This is a genomic window from Segatella copri (genome assembly GCF_009494835.1).
Taxonomy (GTDB): Bacteria; Bacteroidota; Bacteroidia; order Bacteroidales; family Bacteroidaceae; genus Prevotella; species Prevotella copri_F.
In genome coordinates, this window is record NZ_VZBE01000072.1 from 1 (window position 1) to 16,671 (window position 16,671).

At 45.6% G+C, this 16,671-nt stretch carries 16 protein-coding genes and 1 pseudogene; 6 read left to right on the forward strand and 11 right to left on the reverse strand.

The annotated features are described in order from the left end of the window. The 3 genes and pseudogenes from F7D47_RS14980 to F7D47_RS10955 form a co-directional block, all read left to right on the forward strand. Positions 1–238: pseudogene (locus F7D47_RS14980) on the forward strand (ATP-binding protein); the annotation flags it as partial. Further along, on the forward strand, positions 195–380 hold the full coding sequence (locus F7D47_RS14805; protein ID WP_194253067.1) for a hypothetical protein: 186 nt from the start codon (positions 195–197) through the stop codon (positions 378–380). The pseudogene F7D47_RS14980 and the gene F7D47_RS14805, both read left to right, overlap by 44 nt. A gap of 163 nt (positions 381–543) precedes the next feature. Further along, a complete protein-coding gene (locus tag F7D47_RS10955; RefSeq protein ID WP_153086682.1) occupies positions 544–1,467 on the forward strand; it encodes an Rpn family recombination-promoting nuclease/putative transposase in 924 nt (307 codons plus the stop codon). Between the two features lie 134 nt (positions 1,468–1,601). On the opposite strand, the gene F7D47_RS10960 is transcribed toward F7D47_RS10955, so the two are convergent. From F7D47_RS10960 to F7D47_RS10980, 5 genes are all read right to left on the reverse strand, one after another. Further along, positions 1,602–3,287, reverse strand: a complete 1,686-nt coding sequence (locus tag F7D47_RS10960; protein ID WP_153086742.1) for a fimbrillin family protein — start codon at positions 3,285–3,287, stop codon at positions 1,602–1,604. A gap of 63 nt (positions 3,288–3,350) precedes the next feature. Then, a complete protein-coding gene (locus F7D47_RS10965; RefSeq protein ID WP_153086741.1) occupies positions 3,351–5,150 on the reverse strand; it encodes a fimbrillin family protein in 1,800 nt (599 codons plus the stop codon). Positions 5,151–5,184: 34 nt separating this feature from the next. After that, positions 5,185–6,084 (reverse strand): fimbrillin family protein, encoded by a 900-nt coding sequence (locus F7D47_RS10970; protein ID WP_228112446.1) that lies wholly within the window; start codon positions 6,082–6,084, stop codon positions 5,185–5,187. Between the two features lie 28 nt (positions 6,085–6,112). Then, a complete protein-coding gene (locus F7D47_RS10975; RefSeq protein WP_153086740.1) occupies positions 6,113–7,006 on the reverse strand; it encodes a FimB/Mfa2 family fimbrial subunit in 894 nt (297 codons plus the stop codon). A gap of 20 nt (positions 7,007–7,026) precedes the next feature. Next, the gene (locus F7D47_RS10980) at positions 7,027–7,797 is read right to left on the reverse strand and encodes a hypothetical protein (protein WP_153086739.1); all 771 of its coding nucleotides are present in this window, start codon (positions 7,795–7,797) and stop codon (positions 7,027–7,029) included. A 419-nt stretch (positions 7,798–8,216) separates the two neighbouring features. Between F7D47_RS10980 and F7D47_RS10985 the strand changes: the two genes are divergently transcribed. Both F7D47_RS10985 and F7D47_RS10990 read left to right on the forward strand, forming a co-directional pair. Then, entirely contained in the window at positions 8,217–8,381 is a 165-nt protein-coding gene (locus tag F7D47_RS10985) for a hypothetical protein (protein ID WP_153086738.1), read from the forward strand. A 60-nt stretch (positions 8,382–8,441) separates the two neighbouring features. Continuing rightward, a complete protein-coding gene (locus F7D47_RS10990; protein WP_153086737.1) occupies positions 8,442–9,326 on the forward strand; it encodes an Rpn family recombination-promoting nuclease/putative transposase in 885 nt (294 codons plus the stop codon). Positions 9,327–9,497: 171 nt separating this feature from the next. On the opposite strand, the gene F7D47_RS10995 is transcribed toward F7D47_RS10990, so the two are convergent. From F7D47_RS10995 to F7D47_RS11015, 5 genes are all read right to left on the reverse strand, one after another. Next, a complete protein-coding gene (locus F7D47_RS10995; protein WP_153086736.1) occupies positions 9,498–10,139 on the reverse strand; it encodes a DedA family protein in 642 nt (213 codons plus the stop codon). A 63-nt stretch (positions 10,140–10,202) separates the two neighbouring features. Then, positions 10,203–11,918: a glutamine--tRNA ligase/YqeY domain fusion protein gene (locus F7D47_RS11000; RefSeq protein WP_153086735.1), complete on the reverse strand. Its 1,716-nt coding sequence runs from the start codon at positions 11,916–11,918 to the stop codon at positions 10,203–10,205. Positions 11,919–12,195: 277 nt separating this feature from the next. After that, entirely contained in the window at positions 12,196–12,570 is a 375-nt protein-coding gene (locus F7D47_RS11005; RefSeq protein WP_022121194.1) for a hypothetical protein, read from the reverse strand. 96 nt (positions 12,571–12,666) lie between these two features. Continuing rightward, entirely contained in the window at positions 12,667–13,365 is a 699-nt protein-coding gene (locus tag F7D47_RS11010; protein ID WP_153086734.1) for a phosphatase PAP2 family protein, read from the reverse strand. Between the two features lie 70 nt (positions 13,366–13,435). Then, entirely contained in the window at positions 13,436–15,346 is a 1,911-nt protein-coding gene (locus tag F7D47_RS11015) for an LTA synthase family protein (protein ID WP_153108150.1), read from the reverse strand. 237 nt (positions 15,347–15,583) lie between these two features. Between F7D47_RS11015 and F7D47_RS11020 the strand changes: the two genes are divergently transcribed. After that, complete coding sequence (locus F7D47_RS11020) at positions 15,584–15,952, forward strand: helix-turn-helix domain-containing protein (protein ID WP_228112442.1); 369 nt, start codon at positions 15,584–15,586, stop codon at positions 15,950–15,952. A gap of 95 nt (positions 15,953–16,047) precedes the next feature. Here the strand turns inward: F7D47_RS11020 and F7D47_RS11025 are convergent, their stop codons facing one another. Continuing rightward, positions 16,048–16,665: a sigma-70 family RNA polymerase sigma factor gene (locus F7D47_RS11025; protein WP_006846726.1), complete on the reverse strand. Its 618-nt coding sequence runs from the start codon at positions 16,663–16,665 to the stop codon at positions 16,048–16,050. Positions 16,666–16,671: the final 6 nt, after the last annotated feature.

Sequence of the window (16,671 nt, forward strand, 5' to 3'; positions counted from 1 at the left end):
TGAAGATGATATTAAAAAGAGGTTGAAAGATTTCGAGTATTGTCCGATAATTAGCAATACACTGGAGACTTCTGATGTGACTGATGGTGGAGCAGAACTTGTCCTCTATCAGACAGGCTATCTCACGATTAAGGATTATATGATGGGAATCTATATTCTAGGATTCCCTAATTCAGAGGTAAAAAAATCACTTTATGAGACGATATTGCCAGCACTTACTTCAGAAACTGAGCAATAATGGTGGTGTGGATGCAGCCACAGAGCAGATGAAAGCCAAACAGTATGCCGAACCTTTCAAGGCTGATAAGCGCAAGGTGATTGCCCTTGCCATAGAACTGGATGATATGGGAAAGGGACTGGTTGATTGGAAGGAAGTATAATAGTGCAAAAAGGGGCTATACGCCACCTTTTCATCGTGGCATATAGACCCTTGTCCTGTTACATAAAAAACGCAATCTCTCACTTTTTCCGTAACTTTTCCCAGAAATCCCTTGCAGATATGAAAATAAAGTCGTAACTTTGCGCTTGAGAATTTTAAAACAGATGGTTATGAAGTACTTAGATCCTAAGGCAGACCTCACGTTCAAGAAGATATTCGGCAATCACCCTAAAAGACTGATCAGCCTTCTGAACGCACTCCTGCCACTCAGCGAAGAAGAGCAGATACACGAAATCAAGTATCTGCCTACAGAACTAGTGCCCCAGCTCGAAGGGGGCAAGAACACCATAGTGGATGTACTCTGCACAGATGTCAGAGGCAGGAAGTTCTGCGTGGAAATGCAGATGGAATGGTCTGACGCATTCCAGCAGCGAGTACTGTTCAATGCATCCAAACTCTATGTGAGTCAGGCAAAAAAGGGAGGCAAATACAGCGAACTGCAACCAGTGTATTCTCTCAATCTGATAAATGATATCTTTGCGCATGATACTCCAGATTTCATCCACAACTACCGCATCGTGCACGATAAGGACAGCAATAAGGTCATCGAAGGCTTGCATTTCACCTTCATTGAACTCCCTAAGTTCACTCCTCATTCCATTGCCGACAAGCGCATGATGGTATTATGGCTCCGTTTCCTCACGGAAATTAATTCCAATACGAAGGATATTCCTTCCGACCTGCTCAATGATCCAGAGATAGGAAAAGCCGTAGAAGAACTGGAGATTTCCGGTTTCTCGGATGCCGAACTCAGAGCCTACGATAAGTTTTGGGATTCCGTAAGCGTTGAAAGAACCCTCATAGATGACAGCTACCAGAAAGGTAAGGAAAAAGGTAAGGAAGAAGGAATTGCTGAAGGTATGGAAATGGGCATAAAGCAAGGCATGGAAAAGGGTATGGCTGAAGGCAAACATGAGGCCAACACAGAAACAGCACAACGATTGCTGGCAATGGGACTTTCTGCCGAACAGGTTGCCAAGGCTACCCAGCTGCCTTTAGATATCATTAAAAATCTGGGCAATTCATAAAAAACAGAAAGCGGAGATGTAGATTACGAATATCACCATATAATCAAGGGTCTATACGCCACCTTTTCATCGTGGCATATAGACCCTTGTCGTTTAATGTTCGTTGCGGGCGGAACTTTTCCGCCCGCAACGGCTTACTGTTTCCTCAAGGTAGGCAATGCTCCTTTAAGTTCGTAACGCCACTCTGAGCCTGCGTTCTGCAAGGCGCGGTTCATGGCATCAACGGCTTTCTGCCAGGTAACGTAAGTGCCGTCTACCTTCATAGATTCGGGGGCGGTGTTATAGCCTCGTTCCTGATTGTTCTTCCAGTAGCAGGCGGTCACGGTGGTGTAGTTATCTCCCAACAAGCCGAAGATATGTACATTGCCAGTGCTACTACCCGTACTGGTTACGTTGCCCGTGGCATAGCAGGCAAGAACGCCGTTTCCTCCGTTGAATCCCACCAGACCGCCGCCAGAAAGATCCCTTTGGGAGTCTATTTCTAAGGTCACGTCGCCTGTGGCATAGCAAGCGATCATGGTGCCCTGTTTTTCTCCTGCCACGCCGCCGACATAGCGCGTTCCCTTCACTGTGGCCGAGGAGCTGCATCCGATGATGGAACCAGCCTTTTGTCCACCCACCACACCGCCGACACAATTCGTGCCGCTGACGCTGCCCGACACCGAGCAGTTTTCAATGGTGCCCCAGCTAGATCCTACCACGCCGCCAGTATTGCCTGACATTAACACGTGATTGCTTGTTATCTGTATGTCTTCCATCACCACGTTCTTCACCGTACCAGCTCTATCGAGATAGCCGAACAGACCCACAAATTGGTCATTTGTCGTAACGGTCAGCCCCTTGATGGTATGGCCGCGGCCGTCGAAGGTACCCTTGTATCGGTTTTCGTAGTTTGTGCCTATCGGCGTCCAGCCTTTGCCCGTTAGGTCAATGTCTTTGTCGAGGGTAATGTTAATGTCGGTCTTACCTCCGTTCACTAATTCGGCTACATTTATCAGGCCATCGGCGGAGGTAACGGTGTAGGTGCCGTCGCTCTCTATGGTATAGCCCAGGTCTTTTGCCGCAGCGAGGGACACGGTGTAGGTATATTCACCGCCAGCCTGCCAGTCGGCAGCATTCTTCATCTTATAAACTAAGGTCTTGCCGTTAGTGAAGGTGCAGGTAACGAAGGCCGTGCCAGCTGCCACACTTTGCGGGGCTACGAGGGTGGTGTAGGTGTTGCTGCCCTTGTCATACGGGACGATTATATCCGGGTTGTCGCCTTCGGTGGAGAGACCCGTCAGCTGCACGGATGCCAGCCCCTCGGTGTAGTCCGTCAGAACGATGGTCACTCGCGCTGTGCGGTGGGTGAAGCGAAGCGTGGGGCTACCGTAAGTCACCGTCTGTCCGTCGGCTACGATGAGGTCGCTGCCCTCAAAGTCTTTCTGGGTACTTTGGTTGGCTTTTACCTTTACCGCAGGTGGGGTTGTCTCGCCAGCGGTGTAGGGCCACCACGCTGTGACGGTGATGTCGTTGTGGTTGGTCCAGTAGTACGGGTCAGTGGAGGTCAGCGTGGCGCTGGTGTTGTCGACGGTGGAGGGCGTCACGTCGTATGCCTTCACCGTGCCGTCCATCAGGACTGCCACGCTCTGCACACTCTCCCAATTGCCGTCTGCTGGGGCACGGGTGCCGACGGTGGCTGTCGCGACGGGATTCAGCCCAGTGGCGGTGAAGACGATGGATGTGCCTTCCGCCCCTTCTGGTAGGAAGCCCGCTTCGTCCTGTGTGCAGGCGCCCAATAAGAGGGCGAGCGCTGCAAGTGCAAAAAATCTTATCCTCATAATATCTGTTATTTTATTACTCTGGTTCTTTCCGTTGCGGGCGTAACTTTTCCGCCCGACGGTTTACTGCTTCCTCAAGGTAGGCAATGCTCCTTTAAGTTCGTAACGCCACTCTGAGCCTGCGGTCTGCAAGGCGGTGTTCATGGCATCAACGGCGTCCTGCCAGGTAACGCCAGTGCCGTCCACCTTCGTGGCTTCGGTGCTTTCCCTATTGTAGCCGATGCCTTGTTCATGATTGTTCTTCCAATAGCAGGCGGTCACGGTGGTGTAGTTATTTCCCAAAAAGCCACCGATATCAATTCTGTAAATGCTACTACCCGTACTGGTTACGTTGCCCGTGGCATAGCAGGCAAGGAGGCTGCTTCCTGCGTTCATTCCCACCAGACCGCCGCCAGCGATATTCTTTTTGGGGGCTATTTCTAAGGTCACGTTGCCCGTGGCATAGCAAGCGGTCAGGGTGGCACTCGAATTCGTCTGACCTGCCACGCCGCCGACATCGACCATACCCTTCACTGTGGCAGAGGAACTGCATCCGGTGATGGAACCGCCTATTTGAACACCCACCACACCGCCGACATACACCGTGCCGCTGATGCTGCCCGACACCGAGCAGTTTTCAATGGTGCCACAGCTAGATCCTACCACGCCGCCAATACTGCCGCCATATATTTGATTGCTTGTTATCTGTACGCCCTCCATCACCACGTTCTTCACCGTTCCAGCTCTATTGAGATAGCCGAACAGACCCGCATATTCGTCATTTGTCGTAAAGATCAGCCCCGTGATGGTATGGCCGCCACCGTCGAAGGTGCCGGTGTATGTGTTGCTGTAGCCTGTGCCTATCGGCGTCCATTCTTTGCCCGTCAGGTCAATGTCTTTGTCGAGGGTAATGTTAATGTCGGTCTTACCTCCGTTCACTAATTCGGCTACATTCATCAGGCCGTTGGCGTTATAGACCGTGTAGGTATTGGTGTTGCTGTCGTAGATGTAGCCCAAATCCTCGGCCGCGCCGCTCTCGCCACCGCCGTCAGTCCAGCTACCGATGGTGCAGCCCTCTAACGTCAGACCGGTGGCGTTCACCTTTACGGTGTAGGTATAGCGGTTGCCCGCTGCCAGCACGACGTTGTTCTGCGGGCGGAAGTAGAAGGTGCCGCCGCCGAGTTCCACCCGGATGAACGGCTTGCCTGCCACAACGGTCTGCGGGGCAGTCAGTGCCTCGTAGGTGTTGCCGCTTGCGTTGTAGGTCTTGATGGCGGTCGGGTTGCCGTTATCGGCAGACAGGCTCACGAGGCGCACCGTGGCACCGGCGACGCTCGTGAATCCCTTGCCGGGCTTCAGTTCGATTGCTACGCGTGCCGTGCGGTGGGTAAATCCAAGTGTCGGGTCGTCAAATTTCACCGTCTGGTTTTCGGCGGAGATGAAGTCGCTTTTCTGGAAGTCAGCCAATTTGCTCTGGTCTTCGGCAACCTTCACGACAGGCATCTGTGTGATGTCTGTATTATCCAAGGGCCACCATGCCGATACGGTAATCGGGTTGCGGCTGATCCAGTAGTACGGGTCGTTCTCGCGTGAGAGCGTGGCGCTCTTGTATCCGTCGGCATCCGTAGCCGTAACGGTGTATTCCTTTACCGCATCGCCAATCTTGAGTGCCACGGAAGTGACGCCCTGCCAGTCGCCGTCCACGGAGGCACGGGTTGATGGGGCTGCCTGCGGCGTTGCCTCCACGGGCAGTCCGGTGGCACGGATGACAACGGGATATTCACCTTTGGACAGACGGTTATCGCCAGCCAGTTCATCCTGCGTGCAGGCGGCGAGGGCGAACAGCAGTGCGGTGGCTGCGGGGATAAATAATCTATGTCTCATAATCCTTCATTCTAATCAATTAATTATTAATATCTTATAGGTCAGCATCCACTTCTCCACCGTCTATATCGTTCCACTTTGCAATGGTGGCTTCGCTGACTTCAAGGACTTTGTTGCTCACCTTGACAGTATAGGTGTAGTTGTTGCCCGCCAGCAGTGCGCCGTCGGGCATGGTGAGTGTGGCAGGATATTCCTGACCTTTGTAATTCACAACCAACGGCAGGGATGCAACTGTCTGCGGGAAGAGGATGATCGATGACGTGAGAACGCCGTCTGCCAGATTCATGGTCAGTTCTCCGGTCTGTAGTCCGTTGTCTGCGGTGGCAATACCGTCGGCCGTGTTGAACGTACCGGTGAGTAACAATCCGTCCAGCGTGTAACGTTCAGGCTTGACCACGTTGAAATCCACACCATCGCCCGCCTCGAAGGTAAGGGTTATCCGGCTCATGCGGTGGTGGAAGGAGTTGTCTTCACCGCCTTTGTAGGTTTTGTCGGTAAAGCTCACCACCGGGCTGCTTTTGTCTCCCGTGGCTCCTGAAGCAAAGAGAAAGTCGATGGCAGGCTGGTTCTGCTGCGCCGTGGCATCGGTCGTGGCTGTGAGGATGCCTCCCGCCGCGTTGTACGGATAGTAGGCGCGGAAAGTATGGGTCTTTGCATCTTCGATATAGATGACCTTTCCTTCTGCCTCAAATTTCCCGTTCTTCAGGATGAAAGGCACGTTGCCGTACTGGGTATCGTTGCCGATGTCGGTGATGCCGATACGGTCACCGTTGTCCCAAGTGGTTCCGCTGGCACGGGTGTTTACGCTGATACCACCAGTAAACTGCACGGCTACCTTACCATTTGCTGTTGTAGGAGCAGTATCTTCTGTACTGCATGAAACCATTGCACCTGCTAAGAGTGCAAGGGCGAAAAACTTCGTCATCTTTTTCATATTATCCATATTTTAAAAGTTATTATTATTATTTGGTTTCTACTTCATTGTTGAGGTTCGTCCAACCGTTGATGGTAGCATCCAGATTCATCTTCGGCTGCATTTCTTCGTACTTGAACCTTAGCTCATACTTTCCTCCTACATTCATCTTAGGAGCAGTGATGTCAAACTCTTGCAAGGTCCCGTTAGGCAGCAAGAGGCGGAGATAAACATGAGAGGCGGAACTTCCCTGTATGGTCGGCATCAGCCGAATGACTTCCGATTTCAGGGTTGATTCCGTAGCCAGGAGGGTAGGGAGTTCCACTTCCGTTGGCTCTATGCTCGGCAAACCATATTCTCCATCACTGTTCTTCTGTGTTGGGAACAGGCACCCGGCACAATCCAACACCTTGCCACTCATCTCTGTGCCTTTCGGTATGTTCTCGATGATGATGGTCAGTTCGGCAAGCACGCTCTTTATAGGGGTTTGCACCACATAGCTGCCTTCCTTGTTATCTATCTTCACATCGGCAACTCCGAAATAGGCATTATGCTTCACATCTTTAGGATTGGTCAAACCTATCAGAATATTGTTCCAATTGGTCAAAGACCGGGTCTGGTCAGTGGTGAAGAATGGCTCTGTTAGGTTTGTGGTAGTCAGGATGCGATAGGTTCCTTCCGGGAGTTGGAAGCGTTGGCTTGCCACCTCCTGTGCACCGCCATATTGTTTTTCCTTTACAAGCGAGCCGTCAGAGGCATTGAATATCCAGAGTTTCACATCCTTCACTTCCGTGCCTTGGTCGGCTTCATCAGCCCAAGTGAGCGATACCGACAAGCCGCTTTCTTCCTTGTCATCATGAACATCATGGTCGCAACTTGTCAACAGGCATGGGACGCATAACAGCACCCATAACCAAATATTAAATCTTCTTTTTGCTTTCATTCTCTATCTTGTTTTAGGAGTTACGGATGAGGATTGGTAAAAGGCAAGTTGATTCCTAATCTTATGCCACTTTCCCACAAGAAGTTGTTCTTATGCTGATATTCCGGCATTCCATCCATACGTTTGCCAGTAAGACGAGTCAAACCGGAATAGATACCCAATTTCAGGCATGAGGTCAGTTGATAACCAACCTGCAAGTCTGCGCCATAGCCCAAATGCCAGTTGGTAGAACCTTTTATCACTTTGGTATCATCGGCTATAGTCTGAATATCAGCCTTGGTCGTTACAGCATAAATATGAGGTGATACTGCCAAATCCCATCGGCTGTCAGCTGTTTGAGGGAACAACCCGAGGAGATGAACGTTCACTCTTGCCCCATATTGTCCCATACAGACATGGCTTTTCAGATTGGTATATTCCCAACTGTCCATGCCTAAGACACCTGCGTTGTAAAGCACACCGTCGCTACCCAACCAATAGTTACGTTCTACACAACAGTCTTGTGCCGACAAGTTCATTTCTCCATACTTGGCAGATAACTCAGCCGAGAAGATGGAGTTAAAACGATAGCCGCCATATAAGCCAGCAGCCCAACCGAGATGAGTCTTGTCGTGTCCGAAACTTGAGAAGGTAGAGAAGCCGAAAGGCATTCCACCCTCTACTCCTACATACCAGCCTTGCTGACCTGTCTTTCCATCTTCTCTTGCTTCTGCTTTCGCGAAAGAAAATGGAAGAATAAATGCAAGTGCTGCGACCAGTAATCGTTCTTTTCCAGTTAAATAATTTCTCATATTAATCTATTATGTTTTGATTATAATTTACAATATTTTAAATCCTTCATGATACAGATTGTAAAAATCCTGGTGCAAAGATAAGGTTTTTATTTGAAAGTGGGGGGTAATATTTGTTTTTTCAGGTATGATTTTTTGGTTTTGGGTGTCTCATTCGTGGGCAATGCGACACCTTGTTTGTATTTTTTAACGTTTTCAGACTCTATTGTCTTAACTCCTTAACTTCCTTAACTCATTTAACTCCTGATATGCGAAAGTTCAGTTATTAGCCAATAATGATGTTAATTTCATTCAAATATTTGGCGTTATCAAGATTTTGCAGTATATTTGCATCCAAAAGAATTTAAAACTACTTTAGCAACCAGATCTTATTCCAACAAAGATTAAGGATATTGTTAAATTTAAAATAATTAAGGATTATGAGTGAAAGTGAGATTGAGGGCTTTATCAACAAAGTTGAATCAGGTTTAGTTGAAGCTCAGCATGATATGTTGGTAGAAAAGGCTTTATACAATCGTCCTGTGGTCATTAGTAACGGAAATGGCGGGGTAGTAGAAGTTTCTGCCAAGCAATTATTAAATTAGAAAAGGTTTTATCATTCTTTTAACTAGAGTCGCCCTTTGCGGCATGGATTTTTAAAACAGATGATTATGAAGCAGGTAGAAGAAAGATACATCAGCTTGCTGACCGACTTCGGTTTCAAGCGAATTTTTGGAACAGCAATGAACAAGGATTTGCTCATTTGCTTCCTCAACAGCTTGTTTAATGGCAGACAGGTTGTGAAGGACGTGTCGTATCTGAACCCGGAGCATGTGGGAGATGTCTATACCGACCGCAGAGCCATCTTTGATGTATATTGCGAGGGCGAAAACGGCGAGAAGTTCATCGTAGAAATGCAGAATGCCTACCAGACGTATTTCAAGGATCGTGCCCTTTTCTACTCAACCTTCCCTATCCGTGAACAGGCACCAAAGGGGAGTGAATGGGATTTCAGACTCAATCATGTCTATACCGTTGCCCTGCTCAACTTCAGCATGAACGAGGATGCATTCGACAAGGAGAAAATCCGCCATCATGTGCAGTTGTGCGACACAGCTACCCACAAAGTATTTTACGACAAACTCGAATATATTTATGTAGAGATTTCCAAGTTCAACAAATCCCTGGAAGAACTGGATACGCTCTACGAGAAGTGGCTCTATGCACTGAAGAATCTCTATAAGCTTACCCAGCGCCCGAAAGAGCTGTGCGACAAGGTTTTCGACCGCCTCTTCGAGGAAGCCGAGATAGCCAAGTTTACTCCTCAGGAAATGAGGGAGTACGAGACCAGCAAGATGGCATATCGCGACATCAAGAATTCCGTAGACACCGCCAAGCGTGAAGGTCTTGCGGAGGGTATTGAAATCGGTATGAATCAGAAAGCTCAGGATATAGCAAAGAATATGCTGGCAATGGGACTTTCTGCCGAACAGGTTGCCAAAGCTACCCAGCTACCTTTGGAAATCATTAAGAATCTGAGCAATTCATAAAAAATATAATAGCGGAGATGTAGATTACGAATATCACCATATAATCAAGGGTCTATACACCACCTTTTCATCGTGGCACATAGACCCTTGTCGTTTCCCGTGAATTGCGGGGAATTATACTGAAGAAAAATCCCCCATCCCGCTTGAGGAAGCAGGATGGGGGATAGTTTCTTATTTCTTCTTGAGCCCCTTGTATGCAAGGAAAGCTACAATAACAACGGCAAGAGCCAAGATGATGTAACCGAGCTCATGACTATACTTTAATGCCTGCTGATATACATCTTGAGTTGTTTTATAGTCTGTATATTGGTAAATACCCCAACCGATGGTTGCTAAAACAGTATTCCAAATGCCAGCACCGATTGTGGTATAGAGCAAGAATTTGCCTACATGCATACCTGCCAAACCGGCTGGAATGCTGATTAACTGGCGAACAGCTGGTACCAGGCGCCCAAAAATAGTGGATGCGGCTCCATGCTTGCGGAAAAACTCTTCTGCAACTTCTACCTTTTGGCGGTCTATCAGGCACATATGTCCGATGCGGCTGTCGGCAAAACGGTAGATGATTGGGCGGCCTACCCATTTAGCTAAATAATAGTTGATAAGTGCACCGATATTGGCACCAATGGTGGCAAATACGATGACTAGGATAAACGACATTCCGCTATCAGGATCCATGGCTTTCCATGCTGCAGGTGGAACAACCACCTCTGATGGGAATGGGACGAATGAACTCTCGATAGCCATGAAAAGGGCTACTACCCAGTAATTTAAATTGTCGAGTATCCAAAGAAAAAGCTCTGCTGTATTCATTTGTTATCTTGAATATAAATAATATCTGTCTCAGCTGTTGAAACTGAGACAGATATAGGTGATTTATTTATTCTGTTTTGCCCATGTATCCTTCAAGCCAACGGTTTTGTTGAATACTGGTTTTTCTGCAGTAGAATCAAGATCGGCCATGAAATAACCGATACGCTGGAACTGGAGATATTCACCTGGCTTCTTGCTGGCTGCATATTCCTCAACATAGCAGTTAGGATAGTCGTGGAAACTGTCTGGGTTGAGCAACTCGTGGAAATCACGTTCATCAGCAGATGGATTTTCTACCATAAAGAGACGGTCGTATTCGCGCACCTCTGCCTTTACGCAGTGATCTGCTGATACCCAATGCAATGTACCCTTAACCTTACGGTTGGCACCTTCCATGCCGCTCTTGCTGATAGGATCGTATTCTGCCTGAATCTCAGTGATAATGCCATTTTCGTCCTTTGTACATCCAGTGCACTTAACGATGTAAGCATTCTTCAGACGAACTTCTTTACCCGGAGTCATACGGAAGAATTTTTTAGGAGCATCTTCCATAAAGTCAGCACGCTCTATCCAGAGATTCTTAGAGAATGTGATGGTGTGTGTGCCATCAGCTTCATTTTCTGGATTATTGATTGCTTCCATTTCCTCTGTTTCACCTTCCGGATAGTTGGTAATTACGAGTTTTACTGGATCAAGTACTGCACTCACACGACATGCTTTCTTGTTCAAGTCTTCTCTAACAGATGCTTCGAGTAAGGCCATATCATTGAGAGCATCGAACTTAGTATAACCGATACTGTCGATAAACATACGAATACTCTCAGGAGAGTAACCGCGACGGCGCATTCCGCAAAGAGTAGGCATACGTGGGTCGTCCCATCCGATAACCAGTTTCTCATCAACCAGCTGGTGAAGCTTACGCTTGCTCATTACTGTATAAGTGAGGTTCAATCGGTTGAACTCAATCTGACGTGGACGATTGTCGTTTAATACATCTGCAGTTCCGTCCTTCTCCTTCAAGAAGTCGATGAACTTATCGTAAAGCGGACGGTGAGGTACAAATTCCAATGTACAGATAGAGTGGGTTACCCCCTCAAAGTAGTCACTCTGTCCGTGAGCGAAATCATACATAGGATATGCATGCCATTTTGTTCCTGTACGGTGATGAGGAGTTTGGATGATACGATACATGATAGGATCGCGGAAATGCATGTTTGGATTCGCCATATCGAGTTTTGCGCGAAGAACCATGCTGCCTTCCACGGCCTCAGGAGTATTCATCTTCTCAAACAAAGCAAGGTTTTCTTCGATTGGGCGATCACGATATGGGCTAGCAGTACCTGGTGTGGTAGGGGTACCCTTCTGCTGTGCAATTTCTTCAGCAGTTTGTTCATCTATATATGCATTGCCCTTCTTGATCATCCAGACAGCAAAATCCCAAAGCTTCTCAAAGTAGTCAGAAGCATAGTAGATATTGCCCCACTTGAATCCGAGCCACTGGATGTCTTGAAGAATATTCTCTACATATTCATTGTTTTCCTTGCTAGGGTTAGTGTCATCAAAACGAAGATTGCAAACACCATTATATTTCTCTGCAACACCAAAGTCCATGCAGATAGCTTTGGCATGGCCGATATGCAGATAACCATTAGGCTCTGGCGGAAAACGCGTCTGGATTCGTCCTCCGTTTTTGCCTTCTTTGAGGTCTTCCTCAACTAACTGTTCTACGAAAGAGATACTTTTCTTCTCTTCCAAATTGTTTTCTTCATTAATTGCCATAATTCAATAAAAAGAATAATTTTTAAATTTATGGTGCAAAGATACAAATTTAATTGTAAGTACCGAAATTATCTGGCAGATAATTTTGTTTTGGGAGCAATAATTCACAAAATATGTTTTTAAACATATAAAAAGATTCGTTTGTTTCGAAAAATATGTCTACCTTTGCATCGTTATCCTGAATACAATCTTTTTACCTTAAATGAAACTAATACCAAAAGGAACGCCTTCGCTGTGAAGCGAGGGCGTTTTGCTTTTATACCAGGTTCATATTCTATTACTTTTTGCGGAAAGTTTCGTTCTTAATAATGATAGAACCTTCTTCTGTATCGAGTGTTGCCTGCTCCTGAACATCGGCATCGAGACCCTTGCGGCTCAGGATAATCACAGCTGCTTTACCTTCTGGCTTAGCTGGCAATTCCCACTTGTAAAATTCCTTGTTAAGGCCTTTTACTTTAACAGAGAAATCACTGTTCAAAGTAACACTACGCTCTCCATCTGCGCTCTTATATTCACCGGCTGCGGCAGCCTGAAACGCGGAATCGGTTACAACAGTCTGTTCTGCCTGAGCTGGTGCTGGTGCCTTTTTCTCAGAACATGCTGTGAAAGCTATCAGACCCATAGCAAATGCAAGAATTGATAATTTCTTCATAATCTTTAAATTTTATATGTTAATAATAATGTATAATCTAAACCGTTTTTATAAGCTAACTCTTTTTTTATAAGCTAACTCTTTTTATACATTTGTTTATCTCAGTGGTATGCTATAGAAAGATAGTATTCCACTGGTACAAATGATTACCCAAATAGAAACGAGCCCCGTAATGATAGGGACGCTTGCAAATCTGATGTCGTGGTTGGGCTTAAAACGTTCGGTATGCTTCCTTAAAAAATACTGGAATATATAATAATATAAGGTGGCATAGAGAAAACCAATGAGGGTACCAATCATGAGGTCGCCAAAATAGTGTACACCGAGATACATTCGGGAATAACTGGTTATCAATGCCCACAGGCATAAGAATATCGTGAGTTTGCTCCGGCGAACCAGATATTGTGCAAAGAAGGCCATGCTCCATGCATTGGCTGCATGAGAAGATGGGAAACCATATCTGCCACCCCGATATCCTTGAACAACATGTACCATCGGACTGATAGGATTATCAGGATTGCTGGGACGCATTCTTGCTACCAATGGCTTCAGAATTCCTGATGCAGTCTGGTCTGAAAACAAGATAATCAGAGTGATGACAACTATAGTGCTCATCACAACCTTGACAGGAAAATTCTTCAGCAGTACAAAGATAAAACTGGCATAGAACGGAACCCATACAAAACGGTCTGAGAAAATCATCATGAAGTAATCCCAATACTCGTTGTGAAAACCATTGAAAAACAGAAAAATCTGCGTATCAATCTGTTCTATTTGATGAAGTAATTCTATCATAGTCTTTCTTTATGAAATTCTGTAATGTTCGCTTTCTTGTTTCTGATAATCTGTTGCCCTGTCGTTTGGGCTATTTTGCATTCAAGTCATCGTACAACTTCTGAAGATAAGCCATGCCTCGCTTCAGGTTATAACCTTTTTTGCCTTTATCATAAACAACCTTTTTGGATTTGTTGTCGTAGATGATAGAGTTCTCCTCTGATACCATGCCGAAAGCATCGGGTACATCAAAGAATGCAAATTTAGGAGTAGCATCACTCAACATATTCTTGCTGAACAAGAAGTCTTTGTGAGGAATGCCTAATTGTCCGAGCAGTGTAGCTGCTATATCATGCTGGCTTCCTATGAGCTTAACATTCATTGGGCGAGCTATTGCTCCACCGGTCATGATAAGTGGAATCTGATAGCGGCTGCGGTCAAAGTTGTCAAGATGTTCTTTGTATGCGCCAACATGATCGGCAACGAGTAATACCAAAGTATTTTTCCATCTAGGCAATTTGCTGTATTCACGCAGAAGATGACCTATGACACTATCAGTGTAAGCAAATGCATTTAAACGCTTGTCTTTCAGTCTGCTATATGGTACATCGAATGGCTCATGACTGCTTGATGTCTGGAATACTCTCAGCATAGGCTGTTTGGCATTCTGTTCTTTCCTGAGGTCTGCAAGCAGCCGGTTGGCTACGATATGATCGTGTACTCCCCATTTGCTCAATTTGTCTTCTATAGGGAAATCACTATCTGAAATGATTCTCTCATAGCCCTGGGAAACCAGCCAAGAGCGTTGGTTGGCAAAATCAACATCACCACCATAATAATATGCATTGCCGTAATGCTTTGCTTTAGCCAATGAGCGTGCCAATGATGGTAATTGTGCAGATTTTGCCGGGTAGCGCATGATGCTGGTTGTAGGTTGTGCAGGATAACCGCTCAAAACAGCAACCAGACCACGATCCGTGCGGAAAGTGTTGGAATAGAATCTTGGGAAGAAAATTCCCTTTCTGGCTATTGAGTCCAAGCAGACAGCTACGTCTTTATGTGTTCCGACGGAAGGCATGATGTCGTTGGCAAAGCTTTCCATAATAATAATAAGTATATCCGGCTTTCCGTTTTTCCGAGCTTCTTCATTCAGGAGCGGGTAGGTGTTCCGGTCGCTTGAACTTACCATTTGAGCAAAGAGCTTGTTAGCTTCTTCTTCTGACATGTATCGGTATTGCGATGCAAAATCTTCCTGATGGGTAAGTGATTCAAACAGGCTGAACATCGGATTGACGGCAGCATGATTCAAAAACGCATTTTGGCTGAAATATGCCTTTCCTGTATTTGTTGTAGATACAGTAAATCCTCCTCTGATAGGGATGAAGAGAAGGGCAGTAAGCAGCAACAGAATAAGAGAATGGCGCATACGATGATGCTCTATGTCAGAGTAGCGTGTTCTGCGACCACTGCCGAAATCTCCAAAACCATAGTTGCTGTATCTGCTGGAATAGCGCTTCTGGGTATGAGGCATGCGGAGTGCGAACCAGACGGCTATGGTAAGCAGCACAGTGATAAGGAAAGCCAAAAAGATGTAAAGCCCTCCAACACTTGCAAGTGCATCCTTTGGCGAAGTAAAGAAATAATATAAAGGAGTGCTATCTAGCGGGAAGTTCCAATATGGATATAATCCTGCATTCAGTACGAATGTAATGGAAACCAGGAAAGATGCCAGTATATAATAAGCATTCAGAATGGGACGTATAATCTCCTTACGAAACCAAATCATTGCGATGAGCAACAAACCCGGTAGTGCGGTGAGGTAACCAGCCATAGAGAGGTCGAGTGATAAACCATACCACATCACTGTAGGCATTTCGCTCCAGATATTATCGATAGGTTGTGTAGCAGAAGCCTTTTCCAATATCATGAAAAATGGTTTCTGAATACTGAACAAAATGACAAACGTAAAATACGTTTTTATAAACCACAATATTTGCTTCATATCTATGCTTCTTGTCTAATAATTATGATATTCTCGGCTTTGAGCTTGAAAATTAATGCAAAAATAACCATTTTATTTCATATAAACGACTTTTTTGTGTTTATTTTTCAAAAAAGTGAGAAAAAATTTGGTCGTTCTAAATAAAAGTCGTACCTTTGTTGTAATAAATTTTATAACATAACTATGGCTAAGTACAATATTCAACCTAAAAAAGAAAAAATAGCAAGATATCAATCTATGCTGAGTGAAGAAACTAAGGACCGCCTTCGCGACGAGATAATCCGTGTTCTTGTGACTGAAAGAAAGTACAAGGACCCAGACTATAGTTCCAAGAAACTTGCAGAGGATTTGAATACTAACTCTCGCTATATTTCTGCTGTATGCGCAACTCGATTCCATAAGAATTATGCCGAGTTGGTGAATGATTATCGAGTAAACGATGCTATGTCTTTACTTACCGATAAGCGTTATGCAAGAATGACTGTAGAAGGTATCAGCGAAATGGCTGGTTTCAATACTCGTCAGAGTTTCTATGCTAATTTCTTCAAGCGAATAGGCGTTACTCCCCGTCAATATCGTGCTAATCATTTAAAGGGATTGGAGTAAGTTTAATTGTTAATAACTAGAACATGAAACAAAAAGGAGGGCGTATCATAAGTTAATGATTCACCCTCCTTTTTGTTTTTACAAACTATTGCGAGTTACCTCTTGAAGTAGTTTCTCAATGCCTGGTGGCGGATACTCCTGTTCAATCTGCGTATGGTCAGATTTCGTATCTGGCGAACCCGCTCGCGTTTGAGCCCCATATCTTCAGCAATTTCAGCCATCGTTTCTTTAGGAACACCTATACCATAGAATTTGGTGATGATTTCTTTCTCTCGTGGCAATAAATCTGCAATGCTTTCTGCCATTTTTTTCTTCATCATTTCTATATTCAGGGTATCATCTGCAATCTTTACATCCGGATCGTTTAATATGTCTAATAGGGTATACGGATTGTTTGCGCTTAGTGGCGCATCTACAGATACAGCCTTGTCTGCGTTTCTTGGGGCAAATTTCTTCTGGTCTTTCGGTAAACGATAAAGTCCTGATTGTTTATCGATGGCCTGTGATATAGCCTTGTGAACGAATGGACCGGCATAAGCCACAAAATCGGTGCCCCGGTCGGCTTGGAACTTTCTGGCTGCCATAAGCATTGCCAGAGTTCCTTCGCTAACCAAGTCATCAAACTCAACGCCTTTACCTTTATACTGGTTGGCTACTGATTTTACATAGTTTAAGTTCTCACTAACTATCTTGTTTATTTCTTTTTCTGTCATACTCAA